Below are 20,693 nucleotides of genomic sequence, written 5' to 3'. Positions count from 1 at the left end.
ACGACGGCGACGTCTGGGGGCCTTTTTCTTTTGCGGGTTAGTGCTCCTTAGTCCGTTATCTTTTGACGGAATTCGTCATAGAGCGCTTGCAAGCGCTCCCGAACGAAGTTGGCGAATTCCGGTTCGATACGCTTATCGAAGGCGAAGGTCGTCTTGGATTCGCTGTCGCTGATGCTGACCAGGCGAGAACCGTTGGGTGCTGTCCATAGCGTCCGGTCGGGCTTTTTTGCCGGAATCTTGACCATGTCGTAAACTGACTGGAAGCGCTCGTCGCTGGAGAGTGCTGCGAATTCGGGATCCTCGATTGCCTTCAGAGCTCTGGCGCGCTTGGCCCGCTCTTCGAGCAGATCGGCGAGCTCGGCCCATCTTTGGCGACCGAACGATTCAGCGGTGCCGATGGCCTCGATGATCTCCGCCGGCAGGCGCGCGACCAGCGCAATCATCTTTGACAGCGCTGCCTTGTCGACCCCAAGCGAGGCCATGATGATGTCGCGCGAGAAACCCCTGGCTTCGAGCTTTGCCGCGAAATAGCACCTTTCGATGTAGGAAAGGTCGCTGCGACTGTTGTTTTCCTGCCCTTGGCTGACGACGAGCTGCTCGTCGGTCAGTTCCCTGACGACCGCGCGCACCATCCGGCCGAGTTGCCGAACCGCAGCCAATCGACGGTGTCCGTAGGCGACCTGGTAGCGAGCGCTGTCGCCTGGATGCGGCCGCACCAGGATGGGCACCTGTTGTCCGTGCTCGCGTATCTGATCGACGAGCGCCGTTCGTCTTTCGTCGGTGATGCCCAGGCGATCGACCACGATAGACTGATCGATAAGGCTTGGGTCGAGTTCGACAACCGCCTGCCCTTCCGATAATTTGCGCTCGATTTCGTCGGCACGCTGGGCGCGCGAGTTTATATTCTCCAGCGACTGCGAGATGGCGCCCACCGGCCCGCCCGGCTTCAATGGTCGATCAAGGCCCATGAGGGGGCGTACAAGCGAGGTCCTGGCGGCGTCAGGCGGTGCCTGCTCGCCGGCAGCCTCGGACAGTTCGAAAAGGTTCTTGCGGGCCATGATTATTTCCGCCCCCAGGTTTTGCGGATCAGCTCCTCGATTTCGCCGTTGACAAGCGTCAGGCTCTCAAGCGCTCGGTCGTAAGTCCCGCGCGTGAATTGTCCGCGTTCAACCTCATAAAGGGTCTGCTTGGTCAGTCCCGCATCGGAGATCGCGGTCGACTTGAGCATTGAATTTTCGAGAACCCGGTTGCCGAAGATCGAGCGCATAAACCCGGCCATCTGGCTTTGCGGGCCGTCGTTCGGCTCGAACCGGGTGACCAGGTAGCGCATCCAGTCATAGTCGGTGTTGCCGCCGGCGTTCTCGACGACGGTTAGCAGGTCTGAGGTCATGAGCAGGAACTGGGACATCGACATCACGTCGAGCATCTGCGGGTGCACGGTGATGATGACGGCCGTGGCCGCGCATAAGGCAGACAGCGTCAGGAAGCCCAGTTGCGGCGGGCAATCGATGACCACGACATCGTATGCGGCCTCGATTTCGGCCAGACATTCGCCAAGCCTGGCAAAGAACATGGTGCCCGGCTGGCGGTTGGCCAGCACTTTCGGCGTCTCGTGCTCAAATTCCATGAGCTCCAGGTTGCCGGGGACCAGATGCAGGTTGGGTGTATAGGTCGAGCGGACGATTTCCAGAATGCTTCTGCATTCCGAATCGTAGCGGATCGCGCCGTAAATGGTCTCGTTGGCCCCGACATCGAGTTCAGGCTGATGGCCGAACATGGCTGACAGGCTGGCCTGAGGATCAAGGTCAATCGCAAGAACCCGGTAACCGCGTAACGACAGGAATTGGGCAAGGTGAGCCGCGGTGGTGGTCTTGGCGCTGCCTCCCTTGAAATTCATCACCGAGAGAATCTGGAGTTTCTCCCCTCCCCTTCGGTGACGTATGTATTTTCCCGGCGCCTTTGAGTTTGCCTCGTCGAGCACCTGGCGAAGCCGGTCGATGTCCCCCACGGAATACAGGCGCCTTCCGTTCGCCTGTGGCTGCGGCCCGTGGCCTTCGGAGACGATCTGGCGCAGGTAGCCTTCATGAATGCCGATGAAATCAGCAGCCTCGCCGGGCGTGAACAAGCGTATGCCCTTTTGCGCGGTCGGCGGGAAGGTCCTCGCCTGGTGCGCCTGCAGCTGCCTCGATAGCTCGGTGGCGTCCGCGGCGATGAGTTCGCGAAGGCTTTCACCCGCCGGCCTGCCATGGCTGACCTTGTCCAACACGACCCTCTCCTGATCTGCGCATTTTAGCGAAAGAGAAACGTAAATGCGCTGATTAAGATGAACTGATTCTGGACGGCCGACAAACGCTTTTTGGTTAACAAAAGGTTAACGCAGCTGATCCCTGAGCGAGTCTGCGGGGACTTGGAAAGTCCAAAGAATCAACGTGCGAGTATACTATGTCGGCAAGACATCTGGGGGAGCTTTCTCGCGCATACTTTGGGTAACCCTCGCGCCGGCGCATAGCCGCGCGCCGCAGTGGGCGCTGACGGCGTGCGAATTGGGCGCGGTGCGTCTTGTTCGGTTGTACATGTGCAACCCGACTTGAAGGTCGGCGCTGGAAGCCATTGGCGTGAGCGGCATTTTCTCTGCTCGCGGCGTGGGGCTGTTAGGGTTGCCGACAATTCGCGCGCTGCGGCAGGGCCGGCCCGTCGCCTAGGCGGCACTAATGCATCAGGGGCATGGAGCCGGAGTTCGCGCGATGGCGTTCGATGGGTTTGACCCAAAGCACGATGTGACTTCGCGCATTGTGTGGTGCTCGAGAATTCTGCCGTCAACAGAGCCATCACACTTGCGGGACCGACGTGCGAGGAGCCCTGCCCTGCTCGAAGCCCGAGGTGTACGTGTGCAACTCATCTGGATAACGCCCAGTCCAGCCACCTCGACTTGTGCGGCCGTGACAACTGCGCCCGCCGATTAGCCGCGCGGGACGTTGTCGTCGCCGGTGAATCGCGGAAAGCTGCAAGGGCAGCTCGGCCGTTGAGCAGAATGGAATGCGGCTTACTGTTGTTGACGCAATGCGACGACAGCTACACCGCAGTCGGCAGTTGTCCGTGTACAACTCAATAGGCGCTCTCACGGCCCAGTCGCAGGCGAGCTGCTCGTCGTAGTCGCCCTGGGGCAATTCCCGCCCGGTTCCCGATCAGTGCGCCTTGCCGCGATCGCTCTTGGCGATTACCGGCAGTGCCGCAGGCGTCTGCTTAGACCGCAACCGATGTCGCGGCGGAATTGCTCTAAGCGCCTCGGCACCCTGGTCGGGACCGACGGCGGATCTCGCGCAAGATTGAGCCCGTGCAGCTGCTCTGCCAAATCGCAGCGCCTGGAGCCAATTGCGCACCAGTCCTGATGACAGCCTATGCCAAGCGGTCGACATCACGGCCTCGCTTGAGCAGTTGTCCCATGTGCAACTTCATCAAGCACAGGATCAGCCAGCTGGATCGGAAAGAGAGCCGCAGTATCACTCGGGCTGCAACAATCCCTGGATCTCCCAGCTGCCTACGTGCGAGACAAGGTCAAGGGCCTTGAGGTCGATCTGGGAAATGGACTTTGTCTCAAGCCGTCCTCCAAGCGCGCCTGAGGCTTCGCCGCAGTTGTACACGTGCAACTCGCTCCTGGCGCTTGCTGGATGTCTCTCGGACCCAGCAGCGGTGAGCGGCCCGGCAACGCCCATCGGCAGTGACTTGCCAATAGTACACCAGGGCAGGGGCAGGCTTCCAGAGCATCTCCGCTGGGTCGCCGCTGCAAACGTCTCAGGCGAACCTCTCAAGGGCAGCACAGTTACACGTGGACAACTTCGACCACAGTTTGCGCAGCCGCACAGACACGCGCCAAGGCAAGGACGTTGCCGGCATCAAGGTGCACGATATGGAGGTTGGCGCTGTGGACGCAAAAGCCGTGCGCAAGAAGCTCGATCTGACGCAGGACCAGATGGCAACCGTGCTCGGGACCAGCCCATCCGGCTACAAGAAATGGGAGCAGGGAAAAAGGCACCCGAGTGGCGCTGGGGGCACCTTGCTTCGCATCATGGAGAGAGGCTGTGCTGCGAGCCCTGTCGTCTGAGAAGGAAACGACCAAAAAAGCTGCTGGTGCATCACACTGAGCACGGTAGGGGAGCGGGCTTTTCCTACAACCCGGACGCCCCTGTAGCGCTGAACGATTGACGGTGCTGATATGTGCGCGTTGGCGGCCATAACCGATCTAATGGCGACGCCCTATGCATGGGCCGATCAACTCGACCAGCCGGGGTTGAAAATTGACCTTCTGTGTAATACCTGTTTGGCATTCGGTATTACCAAGGAGCGAACATGACCACCACCGTCACAGCCAAGGGACAGGTGACCATTCCGAAGCCGGTTCGTGATCTTCTCGGCATTGTTCCTGGGAGCAAGGTCGATTTCCGTCGCGCCGCCGATGGCAGCGTGGTGCTTGCGCGCGCCGACAAGAAGCAGCCCGCAAGCCGCTTCGCCAAGTTGCGTGGCCATGCCGGCAAGGGGCTCGATACCGACGCGATCATGGCGCTGACGCGTGGTGAATCGTGACGCTTGTCGACACCAACGTGCTCCTCGATCTTGTCACCGACGATCCCAAGTGGGCGGACTGGTCACTTTCTCAGCTTGAAGCAGCGAGCCTTGATGGGCCGCTACTGATCAATGACGCGGTTTATGCTGAGCTTGCTGTTCGGTATGAACGCATCGAGCACCTCGAGGCGTTTGTCGACGGTGCTGGGCTCGAAATGACGTCCATGCCGCGTGCCGCCTTGTTTCTGGCGGGCAAGGTTTTTACACAATATCGGCGAGCCAGTGGATCGAGGACCGGTGTGCTGCCCGACTTCTTCATTGGTGCCCATGCGGCTGTCGCCCAGCTGCCGCTGCTGACGCGCGATGTGAGGCGTTACCGGACGTACTTTCCGTCATTGAAACTGATTGCGCCCAACATGTGAGCCGCCGCAACGGCAGGGGAGGGGCCTTCTACCAGCGCCTAAAGCTCGGACGCCTTGGTGAGGTTGACCCGGAAGCGGTCACGCCGCCGCTGATACCTGCGGGTCATCTCGGCCGAAGCATGGCCAAGCTGTTTTTGCACATAGCGCTCGTCGACCTCGGCTGAGGAGGGGAGGCGCTTGAAAGCTGCCCAGCACTGCCATATATTTTGCACAGGAAATATGACTCTCAATATGGTAGGATGAATTCTGTGGCTCATGCACTGAAGATCCCCGAGCAGAATGGACCTCTCATCTTGTCCTATATGGACCGGAACGGGAAGATTGCGGTCGAGCAGGTCGCGGACGGTTTTGGCATGTCCAAGGGCCAGTTGGCCCAGACCGCCGGTCTTGCTCGCGAGACCCTTTATCGGTCGGAGCGCAGCGCGACGGTTAAGACACAAGGGCGTCTGCGGGAAATGCTTGAGATCATCAGTCGCGTGACGGATTGGGCGGGCGGCAAGGAGCAGGCGATGGCATGGTATCGAGCTCAGCCGCTTCCAGCATTTGGCGGACGCACTGCTGAAGCGCTGGTGAAGGACGGCAAGGCAGCTGCGGTCCGTGATTATCTCGATCACATGGCCGTTGGTGGTTTCGCTTGAGGTTTGTCGGAACCTGCTACCGCGCACACGATCCACGTTGGGCATTCAAGCCGACTTCCGGTGAAGGAGCGGCGATCAGAGGGGCGCGATTTAATCCCAAAGGCGTGCCGGCGCTCTATTTGGCGCTGACCATCATGACAGCGGTCAAGGAAGCCAACCAGGGGTTCGCGCACCGGATCGATCCGTGCGTGCTGTGTTCCTATGAGATCGACTGCGATGACATCGTGGATCTGACAACCGAAGAGGCGAGGGGAGAATTTTCTATCGCGCTCGAGGACATGGCCTGCGCCTGGGCGACGGCGCTCGGCGACGGAGAGCGCCCGGCGTCCTGGTCCATCTACGACCGCTTGCGACCTCGAAATATTGCCGGCATCGTGGTCCCAAGTTTCGCGCCGAGCGCCGAGATGGAGGATCGCAACCTGGTCCTTTGGGACTGGGGTCCGGGCCTGCCGCACAAGGTAACTGTATTCGACCCGAGCGGTCGGCTGCCGAAGGACCAGCTATCCTGGCGATAACGCACTTCTTGGCATCGAAGGGCAGGGGAGGGACGTCCCCGGCCTATAATCCGCTCGCCTTGGTGAGATTGACACGGAACCGATCGCGTCTGCGCTGATAGCGGCGAGTCATTTCAGCCGAGGCATGGCCGAGCTGCTTTTGCACATAGCGCTCGTCGACTTCGGCCGAGGAGGCGAGGCCGGCGCGCAGCGAATGGCCAGCAAAGAGCTTTCCGCGTTCGCCTTCCGGCAGGTCGCCGCGTACGCCGGCCGCCAGCGCGGTCCGCTTGACCAGGCGGGCGACCTCCTGGTCATTGAGCCGATCGGCGCCAACCGCCTTGCCCTGGCCTGTGACGCGCCGGAACAGCGGTCCGTGCGCGATACGGGCGAGCTTGAGCCAGGTCTGCACCGCGACAACCGGGCAGGTGGCATCGGACGAGCCGCGCCCGACTTCGACCTCCCGCCAGCCGGTCTTGCCGCGAAGGGAAACGAGCATGCCCTTGTCGAGGATCTCGATCCAGCCGCGGCCGTCCTCGGTCTGGTCGCGGCCGACATCTAAAGCCACGATCTCGGAGCGGCGCAGGCCGCCGGCAAAGCCGAGGAGCAGCATGGCGCGGTCGCGCAAGCCGCGTAAGGTGCCGCGTTCGAGCGTTTCCAGCATGGCGATCAGATCCTCGGGCAGGATCGCTTCCTTCTGCCGCGGCGGGGCGGCGTGCTTGTTGCGGATGCCGGCCATGACGGTGGCGATGTGCCGATCCTTACGGTCCAGCGGCCGACCGCGCTGGGCGTAGTTCCAGGTCAGCGAGGACAGCCGGCGTTCGATCGTCGAAACGGAGTTTGGCGTCTTGTCGCCGGTGGCCGTGCCGGACGCGCAAGCGGTGATGTACAGCCCGACGACTTGCGGATCGGGCGGAGACATCTCGACGCCCTGGCGCCGGCACCAGCTGGCAAAATGCTTCCAGTCGGCGGCATAGGCGCGGCGGGTGTTGGCCGCGCTCGCCGCCTCGACATAGCCGCGGGCACGATCGGCGAGTTTTTCCAGATGCGCCGGCACACGCGTCTGGCCGCCGCTGATCGGCAGGGCAGGGGAGGGGGCTTCCGCAGGCTCGTCTTCCGGCGCCTGGTCCATCGCCATGACGATCGAGACGATGTCCGGCAGCTCGCCGTCGAGACTGTCGGCGCCGGCCCCGGGCTCAGCCGACACCGGCGCGGCGGAAACAACGTCTTGCGGCCCCGTACTGTGGGACGGTCCGGAGGGTCGCGTGAGGCGATTTTTGGGCTTCTGCTCGCTGAAAATGGCCATTTCTCCTATAGAGAGCATAACGAACGATAATGCAAGATTATCGTTCGTTCTTGGCGGGCGACAAGCACAGCGCTTTCCGGTCATTCCTGTTGCTAAAAGCGCCGCCCTGATTCATCGTGCTCTTGATGATTCTGCGCCCCAAAGCTTCTCCGCGTCACCACGCCACGCCTGCCGGTGCCCCTCCGACCGCGCCGATGGCAATGGTGCCGACCTGGTTGCGCAAGGCCGCCGCCCTCGACGCCCAAACGGTTGCGGGACAAGGCATAGAGGACATTGCGGTCACGGCCGGCGCCGCCATCGGCGCGCTCGATGCGGTGGTCCGCCGGCAGGAGCGGTGGGCCGGCGCCTGGCGGCAGCGCCTGGCAATTTCGGCGGCCGCGGTCACGGCACGGCAGGCAGGGCGCATCGAGAACGAAGCGGCCTTGCGCGATGCCGTATTGCTCACAAGACCGGGCGACAATGTCGGTCCCGCCGGCCTTTTCCTTCTTGCTTGGCGGCGGCTGGCATCTCGGCCAGCGGACGAATTGCTGACGGAGAAAAATGTCGCGGCGGTGCTGGAAGATCTAGGTCTCACGCTCAACGATGAGGCGGTCAGCGATCTGACGGACGATCTGCGACAGCTTGCCGCCAACACCGGCACGGTCGAAACGCTGGTCGGGGCCTTCGCGGCCGCGGAGCGTTACGGCTTCCGGCGCGTTCTCGGAGCCTGGCTTGCCGATGTCTTGCTCGCGCAGCGGCTAGGCTGGACATATGCAATCCCTTTGTTGGGCGCCGAAGCGACCTTAGTTGTGGGTAAGGGCCGGGCGCGTCGACCAGTGACTGCCGCTCTGGCTGCCGGCGCCGAAACGGAAGCCGATTGGGCCAAAAGCCTGCTGGCCGCGCAGGCGCGCGCTGCGTTGCGCGCCATTGATCTTTTCGCCGAACTTGAGCGCCGCGCGGACCGGCTGCTTGCGGTTGCGCCGAAACTCAGGGCCAAGGCGGCGGACGTCGTCGTGGAAAAGCTGCTCTCTGACGACGCGATCGTCGCCTCGGAACAAATCGCCGGCATGAGCGATCGCGGCCTGCGCCGCCTGTTCGACCGGCTGGTCGAGCTCGGTGCCGTGCGTGAATTGTCCGGCCGCGCCACCTTCCGCATCTATGGGCTGTGAAGACAATGGCGGAGAGTGCACGTAGGCGAGGAGGGAGCCGGCCAGATGACCGTCGATCAGCTGACCAGCTGTTTGACCGGGAACTGGATCATCTGCCGCCGGAAGCGCGTTGGCGTGAATGGATGCACCGGGTCGAAGCAACGATCTTCGCCGCTAGCGAGCCGGTCGACCGCGAAATGCTCGCCCGCATCGTCGGGAAAAGCTGCAGCATTGATCTTCTCATCGACGACATCCGCGAGGACCTGCGCGGCCGCCCTTACGATCTGGTTTCGGTCGCCGGCGGCTGGAAACATTTGACCCGGCCTGCCTATGCAGACGCCATCCGCGCTGCTGTAGGTGGAAATGGGAAGACGGCCGACCTTACGCAGTCGGAGGTTTTGGTGCTGATGTGCATCGGCTACTTCCAGCCGATCACCCGCGCCGAACTGTCGTCTTTCTTCGGCAAGGAGATCAGTCGCGATTTTATTGGTCATCTGCGCGGTGCCGGCCTGATCGCTTCCGGTCCGCGTAGCCCGACGGCGGGCGCGCCCTACACCTATGTGACGACAAAAGAATTCTTGCTGGAGTTCGGGCTCGACACGCTGCGCGACCTGCCGGATTTCGAGTCACTCGAGGATGCCGGCCTGCTCTCTAAGGAGAAGCTGTTAGCCGGACAGATGCCGACAACTTTTGCCAACAACGCGGAAAACGATCCCGATGGCGACTCGCTGGACGGCGGTTAGGCAACGTTCCAAAGGAGGCGTCAGCGGTGCCGCCGGTGCGCCGCTTGATGGAGCCACGGTGCGACCTGTCGACCGTGGCGGTCGGCGCGACTCTGGACGATCTCTTTCGACAGGGCGTTGTTGATCCGAATTCGCGCAGCATCCTCGCGATCGAGGATCTCGCGGCGGCGGACGGGGTCAAACTCCCACAGTAGCGCCCCCTGACATTCCAGGATGCCGGCGCGCTCGATCAACACTTTCGGGTGCGTGTGCATCCAGCGCACAAAGGCAATGGCCCCCGGCGTTTGCTGCCAGAGGCCGCCGTAATGCTCCAGATATTCGCGGGCGATTTCTGGTGCGGCGAGGTTCGAGCCGTGCCAGATCGCGAGCGGCATCGGGTCGGGATTGCCACATAGGATTTCGGCGATATAGCCGTTCGCAACAAAGCCGTGACGCAGGCTGGTCGCGGCGGAGACGGTTTCTCCGGCACGGAGCTGCAGCAAGGCGCGCTCATAATGATAGGGTGGATTGTGGGCGGCTTCATCCGCAAAGATGCGGTCGGCTTTGTCTAGCTCACCAGCGCGCAGATATTCCGAGCCGATCAGGTGGCGAATGCCCTGATTGTCGTTGGGATTCCATGCGAGGATCTTTTCCATGAGCGCTAGCGCCTTACGACGTTGACCAAGCCGAAGTTGGCACAACATTGAGCCCTGGGCGGCACGGAGAAAGGGACGGTTCTCCAGAATCCCCCATTCGATTGGCCCCGTGAAATCCGAAGGGATGGCGCTTTCGCCTATTTCGAGGCCGCGCAAGCACGCCTGAAGCGCGAGCCTCGGCTTGCCCTCTTCCACCAAGGCGTTTCCAAGATGGGCGTAGCCGTCAATGAAGTGCGGGTAATGCTCGACTAGCGTTTTGAGTGTCTTGAGATATTTCGCCGGCGTGATCCGTCCAGCCTCGCGCTGCTCGAGAGCTTCGTCCAGTTTTTCGACGACCTCTTCGTGGTTCTCGCCGTGCCGGAAGACGCCACCGTCTTCGAAGATTTCCAGTGCGAGCGGGCCGTCCATGGTGTCGAGTCTCCTCCTTGCTAGCGATTGCGTTGAGATTGATCGACCGCTCTTGGATCGCACGAATCGCAACACCATATGCGACGATTAACCGGGGAGGGCGTATTTTGACAGACTATCTTGTTACTTATGACTTTAAGGATCGAGCTAGCAAGCAATGGGAAGAGTTCGTCGACTGTGCTGAGGCGGAAGGGCTGCTTTACGTGTTTCATGGCACGTCAAAGCTATTCCGTTTAACAAACACGACCCTATGGGGCGTGTTTTCCGACATCGATGCTGCCACAGCCGCCTTCGACAAGGCTCTGTCCGTTGCCGAAAAGGCTGTCGGTCGCAAGATCGTCCTCGAAAAGCGGTTTATTGCAGCGATTCCCACTTGGTCCATAAGGTCGAACAGGAACAAGGCGCCAGAGAGCCGTTGGACGAAATCAACGAAGTTCGAGACTTGCCGCGCGCATCAGAAGAATGATCCATTCTTCGCGTACTGATCCTGTATGGTGGTGTTCGCCTGTTCGTTCTGCGAGCGTGCCGGAAAAGCCGATCACGCTGCCTGATGCGACCTGTACGAAGTGCTGTAAGGGGCCCCAGCTCTCCGTGAAGATGAATTTCGCTGCGCAGCAAATATTGACTTAACGTCGAATATGCGATAATTTCATATTATTCGCTGCGCAGAAAATGACGATGGAAGAACAGACGGTCGAAGCCCTCATTGAGAATTTTGCCGAGGCCCTGACCGAAATCGTCGGTGCTGCGCCCCACATTCTGCGGGAGCCGGAGGGCGCGCGAGGCTCGTATCGACCGGACTTCATGATGGAAATGAACCGAGACGGCGAGCCCTATCGGCTCATTGTCGAGGCCAAGCTATCGCTCTTTCCTCGGGATGCCCGCGAGGCAATCTGGCAGCTCAGGAACCATCTCGCCCACCACGACGTCGGTGCCGATCCGGTGGTGCCCGTTCTTATTGCCGAGACTATTTCGCCAGGCGCCCGGCAGCTGCTCCGCAAGGAACGAATTGGCTATTTCGACTCCAGCGGGAGTCTGTTCATCGCAGCGAGGGGGCTTTACCTGCGTGTCGACAAGCCGGCATCGAGGAAACAGTCCCGCTCACTGAACAACCTGTTCACTGGCCGACGTGCCCAGGTCCTGCACGCTATCTGGGTCGCCAAGTCGGATTGGTTCGGCGTCCACGAACTCGCGGAGCGGGCCGGTGTGTCGCCCGCGACGGCGTCGGAAACCTTGATCGCTGTCGAGCGCCGGGAATGGGTCGAGGTGCGCGGTGCTGGTCCCTCGAAAGAGCGCCGATTGATCAACCCCCGTGCTCTGCTCGACGCCTGGTCGACCTATCAAGGCTCAGTTAAGCCGAAGGCCGTGCGGTACTACTACGTCCGCTCGACGACGCCTCCGGACCTGCAACGTCGACTTGATCATGCATGCCAGGGCGAAGGCATTCCTTACGAGCTCACCGGCATCTCAGCCGGGCAAATCCATGCTCCTTACCTGTCGAACGCATCCCAGGTTTCCTGTCGCATTCCTGCTGGTCGGGCGATGCATGCCGTGCTGGACGCTATCGAGGCACGCCCCGTCCGGGACGGCTGGAATCTTGGCGTTCACGAGTTGAAGTCCGACGACGAACTGCCATTTCGCCAGAGGATCGATGATCTGTGGGTTGCCGATCCGCTCCAAACCTATCTTGACTTGCTGCAAGCGGGAGGCCGGGCCAAGGAACTGGCGCAGCATCTTCGTGCCGAGAAACTGGAGGCATGATGTCCAAGCCGCAGTTTCTCGTCGACTACAGCCAGGAGGTAACGCGGGACTGCGAGCGTGTGCTTGTCACGCTCTTCAGTGGTCTCGGACCGTGGCGAAATTCGGTGTTCCTGGTCGGCGGTCTGACGCCGCGCTATCTGGTGACGGCGCGGCCGCCGGCCGTTCCGGCTCATGCCGGCACGGGTGATATCGACGTCGTCGTTGATCTTGCCGTTCTCGCGGACACCGAAGCCTATCGTACGCTTGAGGAGAACCTCAAGCGAATGGGGTTCGAGCGCGCGGAAAACGACAAAGGCGTGAAGGTCAATTGGCGCTGGAAGACCAAGACCGAACACGGGGTCACGGTCATTCTCGAATTCCTGGCCGACGACCCGAAAGTGAAAGGTGGTGCGCTGCAAGAGCTGCCGACCGAGGGAAACATCTCGGCCGTCAACATTCCTCACGCATCGCTCGTTTTCGACCTCCACGATCATATGGAGGTGACAGCCGATCTCCTTGGACAAAAAGGGCGAGCGACCGAAACGATACCTTACGCGAATATCGTATCGTTCACCTGCCTGAAGGCGTTCGCCTTCGACCACCGTCGCGAGGGGAAGGACGCCCATGACCTTGTCTATTGCCTTGAGCATGGCGAGGGTGGGCTGGACGGCGCCATTGCCAAATTCAAGGATGCCCTGACTGGCAAACACGCCGGAATCATCGGTGAAGCGCTGGCGATCCTTTTGAAGCGCTTTTGCGACCCGAAGCCTGACGAAGGCTACCTTCGTGAAGGACCGGTAGCGGTCGCGCGGTTCGAGATCGAAGGCAATGATGAAGACGCCGACATTCGCGAACAGCGGTCGCTGCGGCAGCGCGCGGTGAACGATAGCCTTTCTCGGCTGCTCGGCGAGTTGGGCATCGAGGGGTGATCGCTGTTTATGTCGCTTCTCGCCGCCACCCAGATTCCAAAGCCTGCCGACGAGCAAGCCTTCGAGCGCGCCTCTGTCGTGCTGTGGCGAGGCTTGCTCAATGATCGGTCGGTGCAGCGGAATGGTCGGCGCGGCCAACGGCAGAACGGCGTCGATCTTTTCGGGATCCGTGACGATGACGCGGATTGGCACGTTGGCATTCAATGCAAGCTGAAGAGCGAAGGGCATTTCCTCGCCGAGGATGAGGTTCGGGAGGAAGTCCGAAAGGCCCTGACCTTCAAGCCGCCTCTCAAGGAATACTACGTCACGACCACTGCGCCGGACGACGTTGCGATGCAGGAGCTTGCACGCGGGATCACGGCCGAGCTGGCGAAAACGGGACGTAAGCTCCGCGTGTTCGTCTGGGGATGGAACACGCTAGAGGAAAAAATCAGCGAAGACGCGGGGGCCCGCAAGGCGTTCGATCCGACCTACGGCCCGTTCAGCGAGCATATTCTCGACGAAACCCGCCAGATCACCATCGCCCAGACCGAGACCCGTGCCGAAATGGGTGCTGGTTTCTCTCGCATGGAAGCGATGCTCACGGAGGTGAGCGCGCGGTTGGCTGTTCCGCCAGGTGACGCAACGGTGGCTTTGAGCGCCTTCGAGGCGCATCTCGACGCGGAGATCGACGAGTACCGGGAGCTCAACAACAGCGGAAAGACGCTGACGGCGTTACCGCTTCTGGAAAAGCTGCTCGAGCGTGTCCGGAGCACGGCCTCTGGCCGCATCCTCTTTCGCGTCAAGGCGAATATTGGCCATTGCCTGCTTGCGCTCGGTAAGGACGACGAAGCCTCCGCGATGCTGCTGTCGTCCTATGACCATGCGCCGGACGAACCGAAAGCCGTCGCCAACAAGGCTTTTGGGCTGCTGTTGCGAGGAGAATGGCAGGAACTTCTCGCCTTTGGCGGAGCAAAGCTTGACGCGGATCCGGGAAACGAGGGCCTTGCGGGCTATCTGGTTCAGGCCGCCCGGTTCGATTCCTCCGTCAGCGATCCGCTCGGCATCATTCCCGAACAGCTTCATCACACTGCGGCTGTGCAAATCGGTCGGGTGGATTTTATCCGGCGCCGTGGACAGCCGGGCGAGTGGTGGCCCGTCGCCAAAGAGGTACTCGAAGCACACCCGTCCGAACCCCACGCGGTCCAGTTTGCGGCGGAGGCCGAGCTCGACCAGATTCTAACGAGTGAGAGCTTTCAGCGCACGCGTGTTTTGTCGCCTGCGGAGCGGGCCAGACTGGAAGCCGCTACGGCAACGCTGGTATCGCAATGGGATCGCGAAAGGGTGACGGAGGGCGCCTTACGGCCTGAGGATGCCGCGCTGTGTGGCAATGTCCTAGTTGGACTGCATGCGCTCGGCGATCTGCCCAAGGCGCTCGAGGTCGCGCGCCAAGGTCTTTCGCTTGCGCCCGATGATGTCGAAATTATCACCCGAGCGGCCGTTGTCGCTCTAGACGCCGATGATGACGCGTTGGCGCACGAGCTCCTCGCCAAACTGCCTCGGAACTCCGATGCGACCGTCCTGAAGTTCCGCTTCCACGCATCCCGGGCCGATTGGAGCGAGATCGCACGTCTCGTTGAGGAAGATGCCTCTTTGATCCCGTCGGTGGAAGCGCCGATCATTTCGACGACCGGCAAGCTGGCGGCGATCAAGATCGGCGGCAGTGACGAGGAAGCGCGTCGGCGGGAGATTTCCGCTGTCGCGGTGGAGGCGGCCAGCAACCCGCGCGCAAGCGTCGTTGTCGCCGATTTTGCCCGCCGGGAAGGTTTCGAAGAAATCGCAGACGGTGCCTTCAAAGCCGCCCTAGGTCACATCGCGATTGGAAGTCACGCTGCAGACAGGCTGATGGTCGCGCATCATGCAGCTCGCCGTGGCGATTCTTCGATCGTTGCGGATTTGTTGGATGGCCACGTCGCTGAAGATCACGACAACAACGAGTTGCGGGTGCTGGCTCGCGCCTTTGTCAACGACAGCCCCATCCGGCAACGAGCGCTGTCCTTCTTCGAGCGCCTTCCTGCGGAGGTGCGGGGGCTTCCATTCTTCCTCCATGCCGAGGGCCTGCTGCATTTCAACCGCGGTGCGCTTCCCGAGGCGGAAGCGGCGCTGAGGAAAGCCATCGCGACGCAACCGGAGCTCGACACCTACCTGGCGCTGTTCTCGGTCCTGCATCGGCTCGACCGAGGCGCCGAGGTGAAGGCGGTCATCGAGGGAATTGATCTCGATGAAGTGATGGGGACGCCTGGCCAGAAGATGTCTTTGGCACAGGTTATGCGCAAAGTGGGGGAGGGAGCCAAGGCGCTGGAATACGCCTACGCCGTTCTTCAATCCGCCAGGAACGATCACGAGGCGGCTCTCCGCTATTTCGGCCTGATCATGATGGATCCGGAGGACGGCTTTGTTCCGTCTGCGGAAACCGTGGCCGTCGATACCTGGGTCCGTCTGGAGAGCGATCGTCGTGAGGTGCACGCCTTTCTCATCGAAGAGGGGGAGGACCGGCCTGCGGAGGATGTTTTAAGCCCGACACATGCGACCGCGGCCGCAGCTCTGGGCTTGAGCGTCGGAGATGTATTCGAAATGCCGGCGGTCTTCGGCGAGGTTCGCAAATGGCGGGTCGCCGAGATCAAGCACAAATATCTGCATGCTCTTCACGACATGATGGAGAACTTCGAAAAAAGGTTCCCCGACGCGGAGGGCTTCTACAAAATCACAATGGAAGAGGGGGATATTCAGCCTGCGCTGGATCAGGTGAGGCGCGTGTCTGAGAGCAATCGCAAGCTCGCCGATCTCTACCTCCGGAACAATTGCCCGCTCAGCCTGGTCGTCTCCAAACGCGGCGGCGATACCATCCGGTTTGTCGAGTACGTTCGTTCGCTCGATTTCGACATCCGAACCTGCGTCGGCACGGACGCCGAGCGCGTCGCCGCTCGCCAGATCATCGAGCGGCATAGAAGTTCTGGCGCGGTCCTCGATACCTACACCGCTTGGACCGTCTCGACGATGGATGCTTTCGATGTTCTGAAATCGACATTCGGATCGGTCATCGTCGCACAATCCGTCGTTGATGAGCTGCGAACGCTGAGAGACGAGCAGGATCTCACGGCCGAACGCTCGATGACCGTCGCTTGGCATAACGGCGAATACATCAAACAGGAGCACACCGCCGAGGACGCCGCTGAACGGCACGCCTATATCCAAGAGCAGCTTTCTAGAATCGAGACGGCGTGCGAGGTCCGCCCCGTTATTGTCGCCGACAATCCGTCCGAACTGGCGACGATGATCCACCAATCCTTCGGTAGTCATGTGCTTGACGCCGCCAATTTGGCGGGAACGGAGCATGTGCTCGTTTCGGAGGACATGCATTTCCGCCAGTACGGTGAAGCTGCGTGCTCGACCAGGGGTGTTTGGCTACAGACAGTTTTTTCGTTTGCCCAGGACGTTGGAGCGATCGATCGATCACGGTACGTCGATCTAGTCGTTAAGCTGGCGTGGCGTCGCCATGGGCATCTTTCCTTGGAAGCCGACGTGATGCTCACGGCTCTCCGAGAGGATCAGACTGGCGATCTAGCAAACTTCCGCGCCCTATCGAATTTTATGGGCACTGCGAACGCCGACATGAGGTCCCATCTCAAGGTATCCATTGAATTTCTCAACAAGCTTTGGAGTGGGCCAGGGCGCTATGATCTGCGATCCCAGCAGGCGACCAGCATTCTGCTCGAACGCATGATCAGGCATCGGGCCCATGAATGGGCGCTAACGCTTGCGTTCATCATAAGAGGAAGCGCCCAGCCCATCAAAGACTACATCAACGGATGGATAACCGGCCACTTCCTTCCTGCCGGCGCGATTGCGCTTGCTAAAGCCGAAATCGAGGAAATGGCGCAGCGTTTGAAAGCGCGTCGTGAGCCGCAGCCAAGATCTCGGCGTGAAAAAGCAATCCGCGGGAGGGAAAAGCGCCGGAAAAAGAGAAGGTAACTAATGTCACCTTGATGGCACCGCCGGCGGCAGGGCTAGCTGCCCGGTCGCCATCGCGACACGGGTCACTTGGAGAGTGTGGCACCCACGAGTACGAGGCAGCTTTGGCATCTGGAATGTCCGACTTTGCAGGGAGCCATCAGGTTTCGGAGGAACTCTTGCATCGAGATCGGTAGGGACGAAAACCGTCGACCAGATCCGCCGAATCGCTGCACCGTGCTGGAGACGTCAAATAGTCATCGCAAAGTCGCGGCTGTACGACGCTCTTCATCCTGGCCAAGCACTATCCTGAAGCCAGTGCAGGGGCCTGAACAAGACGCATTGCAGGTCTGCCTGCCAGACGCGGTCCGGCTCGGGCTGAATGCGCGCGAGGAGGCAAAACGCAAATCGCCGCTTGTTGACGAGTCCGTGGACATGCCCGAAATCTGGAACATTTTTTAGACTGTTAACAGGCCTTGTCAGAACGATGCTACGTTTTTCGGACAGGACCTGTTATGGCGCATTAACGAAACGCTGCCGCGCATGTTCTTGATCTGTTCTTGTAAATTCGCAGGCAAAATGGAATGCTAGAGGCTCTTGACGAGAGCCGGGAACCCAAGATGGCAAAGCCTTATGCCGCGGAAATGGAAAAACTCGCCGAGACCTTTGCTTGGTCGGCCGCAGTCGATATTGCCCCGCTTCGCAAAGCCGTGCGCACGGCCGGCCTTTCCTCCCTTCTTGCCATCGGATCTGGGGGATCGCTGACCGTCGCCCATGCGCTGGCTGGACTCCACCAGCGGTTCACCGGTCGAATTGCCGCGGTGGCTACACCGCTCGACGCAGTTGCCGATCCACTGGAAGCCAGCGTTGCGCCGTGGCTGCTCAGTGCGGGAGGTGGCAACGTCGATATTCTGGCTGCCACGAAGGCCCTTATTGCCCGCGAACCACGCCAAGTCGGCATTCTATGCGGGCGCGAGGATAGCCCCCTCGCCGATCTCTGCCGGCGACATGACTACGTGGACCTGCTTATCTACGCGCCGCCTGCAGGCAAGGACGGGTTCCTCGCGACCAACTCCCTTCTGGGCTTCACCGCGCTTTTGACGCGGGCCTACGTGACCGAGTTCGGACGCGACGCTGATTGGGACGCGATCAGGGAAACGACCTGGCCGCTGCTCGCGGAGCGCTCCGATACGCGCGACGCCTGGCAGGCCACCACTATGCCGCTCTGGTCCCGGCAAACGACGCTCGTTCTCTACGGTCCGTCAACTCGAATCGGTGCTATCGACCTTGAGTCGAAATTTACCGAGGCTGCGCTTGGTAACCTTCAACTTGCGGACTATCGGAATTTTGGTCACGGGCGACACCACTGGCTCGCCAAACGCGGGGAGACAAGCGCCGTCCTGGCCTTCGTGTCGGACCATGACCGTGCGCTGGCAGATCGGACGCTCAAGCTCATTCCGGCTGAAATCCCGCGCGCACGACTAGATCTTGCAGGTTCAGCATCGGCAGCCGGTCTCGCCTCCCTGGTGGCTGCGCTCCGAATCTCCGGATGGGCAGGTGCCGCACGCGGGATTGATCCGGGTCGGCCGGGCGTCCCTGACTTCGGACGCAAGCTGTACAGCCTCCCGCTTCCCAAACCTTTGCCGTCGAACGTGCATCGCAGTCTCACGGATCGCGACGCGGCTGCCATAGCGCGCAAGGCTGGCGTAACGCCTGCACGTCTTGACGCTTTGGGCGAACTGCAACACTGGAGAACGGCGCTCAATCTATTCCGTGCTCGCCTGCAGAGCGCGATCTTCGGCGCCGTCGTGTTGGACTACGATGGCACAATCGTCGATACCCGCAATCGTTTCGACCTGGCGAGCCAAGACGTGACATCCGAACTCGCTCGGATCCTGGGATTCGGCTGCCACTTGGCGATCGCCACAGGTCGTGGTGTTTCGGTTCGAAAGGATCTCAGGGCTCGCTTGTCCGCAGATCTGTGGCCACGCGTTGTTGTCGGATACTACAATGGCGCTGAGGTCGCGACATTGGATGATAATCAAGCGCCCGACGGAAAGGAAGGGACATGTGAAGCGTTAGCGCCGCTCGCAGCCGCGTTACGTGTCCAGCCTGAGCTTGCCGAGTCGGCCCAACAGACGGACCGGCGGTTTCAAATTACGCTGCAAGGCAGACGGGCCATGCCCGAGAATCGCCTTTGGGATCTCGCGCACCAGGTGATCCTGCTCAGCGGTGGAGCGAACATGACGGTTACACGGTCGAGCCACTCCATTGATATCGTCGCGTCTGGAGTCTCGAAGCTGAATGTGCTGACGAAACTGCGAGAGCGCGTCGGCGATGCCTCAATCCTCTCAATTGGAGATCGCGGTCGATGGCCTGGTAACGACTATGCGTTGCTGAAGGAACCCTTTGCACTGAGCGTCGACGAAATAAGCGTGGATCCGGATACCTGCTGGAATCTTGCGGAATGCGGTCAGCGCGGGGTCGCTGTAACTCTCGACTATCTTCGCTCACTCGAGGCTCATCCAGGCGGCGTCCGGTTGAGGTCGGGAGCGCTTCAGTGAACCAGGACCTCGGCCTGAAAATACTTGGCGAGATTATGGGCTGGGACGACGACCGGGCCAGGCGGGAATTTCAGTGGCTGCGCCTCGTAGCTCGACTGAAATATGACGGCTATAGGGATTTCCAAGCGGGAATGCGATTCATCGAAAGCCTCGCGACTTGGCTCCAGCAATTCACGCCAGCAGAGCGCGAAACCGCATACGCATTCGTTCGACACACACTCATTTACGTTGGCCCCAGCGAAATGCAGCGGCTTGTCGAACAATTCTATCCGCGAACCGTTCGGGATCGTGTGATCGCAACGATTGCCGGGGAGCGTGGCTTGCCTACCTACCGCGTCCTCGCTGATCTTGAAGCGCGTGCTGCCGCCGAGCGGCTTCGGCGCCAGACTTTGTTCATGGGACTGAGCGATGGCGCGCGGATCGATATCGTTCGCCATAGCAACGTTGGTCTGTTGACGAACGAACAGCTGGTGCTCGCGACGCAGGTGGACAAGGAAAAATGGCAGGATTTGGTTGCGAACCTGCGCGAGGACCTCAAGGACAAGGACGCTCGATTTCGGCTCGTTTATCTCATCGACGATTTCATGGGCACAGGGACCTCGTTCCTTCGCTACAATTCCGAGAAGAAAAAGTGGTCCGGCAAGCTGTTGAAGTTCAAGGAATCCGTCGATAATGCGGTGAAAGCCCTGGAGGGCGATCACGTTCTTGCCGCCGACTGGCAGCTCTGTATCCATCACTATATCGGGACTTCAGCTGCGGCCAAGGCCGTCCAAAGTCGATGGGCTGAGGCAAGCGAGGCGCTGAAAGGCGAGGGGTGGGCAAGCGGCGTACATTTCACCTTTGGTATGGTTCTCCCCGACGACCTATCGATCGATGCCGTTTCTGGTCGTCACGACGAATTCCTGGAGCTTACCAAAACCTACTACGATCCAATCATTAGAACACGGCATACCGATGTTGGCGGCGTGACGCATCTAGGGCTCGGCTATGGCGGCTGCGCGCTACCGCTCGTGCTCGAGCATAACACGCCGAACAACTCGGTTGCGTTGCTATGGGCGGAAACCGATGGAGGCAATCGTGATGGCGTGATCGCCCCAGCGATGCGGCCGCTTTTCCGCCGGCGGCAAAGGCACGCATAGG

At 60.8% G+C, this 20,693-nt stretch carries 17 protein-coding genes and 1 pseudogene; 13 read left to right on the top strand and 5 right to left on the bottom strand.

The features are described from left to right. Nucleotides 1-47: 47 nt before the first annotated feature. Both repB and repA read right to left on the bottom strand, forming a co-directional pair. Nucleotides 48-1,058: a plasmid partitioning protein RepB gene (gene repB / locus RQ479_RS33120; RefSeq protein WP_376706170.1), complete on the bottom strand. Its 1,011-nt coding sequence runs from the start codon at nucleotides 1,056-1,058 to the stop codon at nucleotides 48-50. A gap of 2 nt (nucleotides 1,059-1,060) precedes the next feature. Next, nucleotides 1,061-2,263 (bottom strand): plasmid partitioning protein RepA, encoded by a 1,203-nt coding sequence (gene repA / locus RQ479_RS33115; RefSeq protein ID WP_376706339.1) that lies wholly within the window; start codon nucleotides 2,261-2,263, stop codon nucleotides 1,061-1,063. Nucleotides 2,264-3,826: 1,563 nt separating this feature from the next. On the opposite strand from repA, the gene RQ479_RS33110 reads away from it, so the two are divergent. The 3 genes from RQ479_RS33110 to RQ479_RS33100 all read left to right on the top strand — a co-directional run bounded on the left by RQ479_RS33110 (nucleotide 3,827) and on the right by RQ479_RS33100 (nucleotide 4,982). Further along, complete coding sequence (locus tag RQ479_RS33110) at nucleotides 3,827-4,102, top strand: DNA-binding transcriptional regulator (RefSeq protein ID WP_140662139.1); 276 nt, start codon at nucleotides 3,827-3,829, stop codon at nucleotides 4,100-4,102. 245 nt (nucleotides 4,103-4,347) lie between these two features. Beyond that, entirely contained in the window at nucleotides 4,348-4,581 is a 234-nt protein-coding gene (locus tag RQ479_RS33105) for an AbrB/MazE/SpoVT family DNA-binding domain-containing protein (RefSeq protein ID WP_027170537.1), read from the top strand. Then, nucleotides 4,578-4,982 (top strand): type II toxin-antitoxin system VapC family toxin, encoded by a 405-nt coding sequence (locus RQ479_RS33100; protein ID WP_376706169.1) that lies wholly within the window; start codon nucleotides 4,578-4,580, stop codon nucleotides 4,980-4,982. Before RQ479_RS33105 ends, RQ479_RS33100 begins: the two co-directional genes overlap by 4 nt. A gap of 38 nt (nucleotides 4,983-5,020) precedes the next feature. Here RQ479_RS33100 and RQ479_RS33095 read toward each other — a convergent pair. Next, a pseudogene (locus RQ479_RS33095) lies at nucleotides 5,021-5,155 on the bottom strand (integrase); the annotation flags it as partial. Nucleotides 5,156-5,230: 75 nt separating this feature from the next. On the opposite strand from RQ479_RS33095, the gene RQ479_RS33090 reads away from it, so the two are divergent. Beyond that, entirely contained in the window at nucleotides 5,231-5,620 is a 390-nt protein-coding gene (locus tag RQ479_RS33090; RefSeq protein WP_376706168.1) for an antitoxin Xre/MbcA/ParS toxin-binding domain-containing protein, read from the top strand. Then, entirely contained in the window at nucleotides 5,617-6,135 is a 519-nt protein-coding gene (locus tag RQ479_RS33085) for an RES family NAD+ phosphorylase (protein ID WP_376706167.1), read from the top strand. The genes RQ479_RS33090 and RQ479_RS33085 overlap by 4 nt, the downstream gene beginning before the upstream one ends. 43 nt (nucleotides 6,136-6,178) lie before the next feature. Here RQ479_RS33085 and RQ479_RS33080 read toward each other — a convergent pair whose 3' ends face one another. After that, complete coding sequence (locus RQ479_RS33080; RefSeq protein ID WP_376706166.1) at nucleotides 6,179-7,417, bottom strand: site-specific integrase; 1,239 nt, start codon at nucleotides 7,415-7,417, stop codon at nucleotides 6,179-6,181. A 194-nt stretch (nucleotides 7,418-7,611) separates the two neighbouring features. On the opposite strand from RQ479_RS33080, the gene RQ479_RS33075 reads away from it, so the two are divergent. Both RQ479_RS33075 and RQ479_RS33070 read left to right on the top strand, forming a co-directional pair. Then, on the top strand, nucleotides 7,612-8,565 hold the full coding sequence (locus tag RQ479_RS33075) for a DUF1403 family protein (protein ID WP_376706165.1): 954 nt from the start codon (nucleotides 7,612-7,614) through the stop codon (nucleotides 8,563-8,565). Nucleotides 8,566-8,570: 5 nt separating this feature from the next. Then, nucleotides 8,571-9,287 carry an SMC-Scp complex subunit ScpB gene (locus RQ479_RS33070; RefSeq protein ID WP_376706164.1) on the top strand — a complete coding sequence of 239 codons (717 nt, stop codon included), beginning with the start codon at nucleotides 8,571-8,573 and terminating at the stop codon, nucleotides 9,285-9,287. Between the two features lie 20 nt (nucleotides 9,288-9,307). On the opposite strand, the gene RQ479_RS33065 is transcribed toward RQ479_RS33070, so the two are convergent. Next, nucleotides 9,308-10,330 (bottom strand): hypothetical protein, encoded by a 1,023-nt coding sequence (locus RQ479_RS33065; RefSeq protein WP_376706163.1) that lies wholly within the window; start codon nucleotides 10,328-10,330, stop codon nucleotides 9,308-9,310. A 107-nt stretch (nucleotides 10,331-10,437) separates the two neighbouring features. Here RQ479_RS33065 and RQ479_RS33060 point away from each other — a divergent pair, with 107 nt between their 5' ends. The 6 genes from RQ479_RS33060 to RQ479_RS33035 all read left to right on the top strand — a co-directional run bounded on the left by RQ479_RS33060 (nucleotide 10,438) and on the right by RQ479_RS33035 (nucleotide 20,692). Then, on the top strand, nucleotides 10,438-10,815 hold the full coding sequence (locus tag RQ479_RS33060; RefSeq protein WP_376706162.1) for a hypothetical protein: 378 nt from the start codon (nucleotides 10,438-10,440) through the stop codon (nucleotides 10,813-10,815). A 193-nt stretch (nucleotides 10,816-11,008) separates the two neighbouring features. Beyond that, a complete protein-coding gene (locus RQ479_RS33055) occupies nucleotides 11,009-12,091 on the top strand; it encodes a hypothetical protein (protein WP_376706161.1) in 1,083 nt (360 codons plus the stop codon). Continuing rightward, nucleotides 12,091-12,999 (top strand): hypothetical protein, encoded by a 909-nt coding sequence (locus RQ479_RS33050; protein WP_107653121.1) that lies wholly within the window; start codon nucleotides 12,091-12,093, stop codon nucleotides 12,997-12,999. The genes RQ479_RS33055 and RQ479_RS33050 overlap by 1 nt, the downstream gene beginning before the upstream one ends. Before the next feature lie 9 nt (nucleotides 13,000-13,008). Beyond that, complete coding sequence (locus RQ479_RS33045) at nucleotides 13,009-17,010, top strand: hypothetical protein (RefSeq protein WP_376706160.1); 4,002 nt, start codon at nucleotides 13,009-13,011, stop codon at nucleotides 17,008-17,010. A 599-nt stretch (nucleotides 17,011-17,609) separates the two neighbouring features. Beyond that, nucleotides 17,610-19,553, top strand: a complete 1,944-nt coding sequence (locus tag RQ479_RS33040) for a sucrose-6-phosphate hydrolase (protein WP_376706159.1) — start codon at nucleotides 17,610-17,612, stop codon at nucleotides 19,551-19,553. Further along, nucleotides 19,550-20,692: a hypothetical protein gene (locus tag RQ479_RS33035; protein WP_376706158.1), complete on the top strand. Its 1,143-nt coding sequence runs from the start codon at nucleotides 19,550-19,552 to the stop codon at nucleotides 20,690-20,692. Before RQ479_RS33040 ends, RQ479_RS33035 begins: the two co-directional genes overlap by 4 nt. Nucleotide 20,693: the final 1 nt, after the last annotated feature.

Origin of the sequence: Mesorhizobium sp. ISC25 (assembly GCF_042295465.1) — a bacterium.
GTDB lineage: Bacteria > Pseudomonadota > Alphaproteobacteria > Rhizobiales > Rhizobiaceae > Mesorhizobium.
Note: the sequence above shows the minus strand (reverse complement) of the source record. Positions and strands in the feature narration are given on the sequence as shown.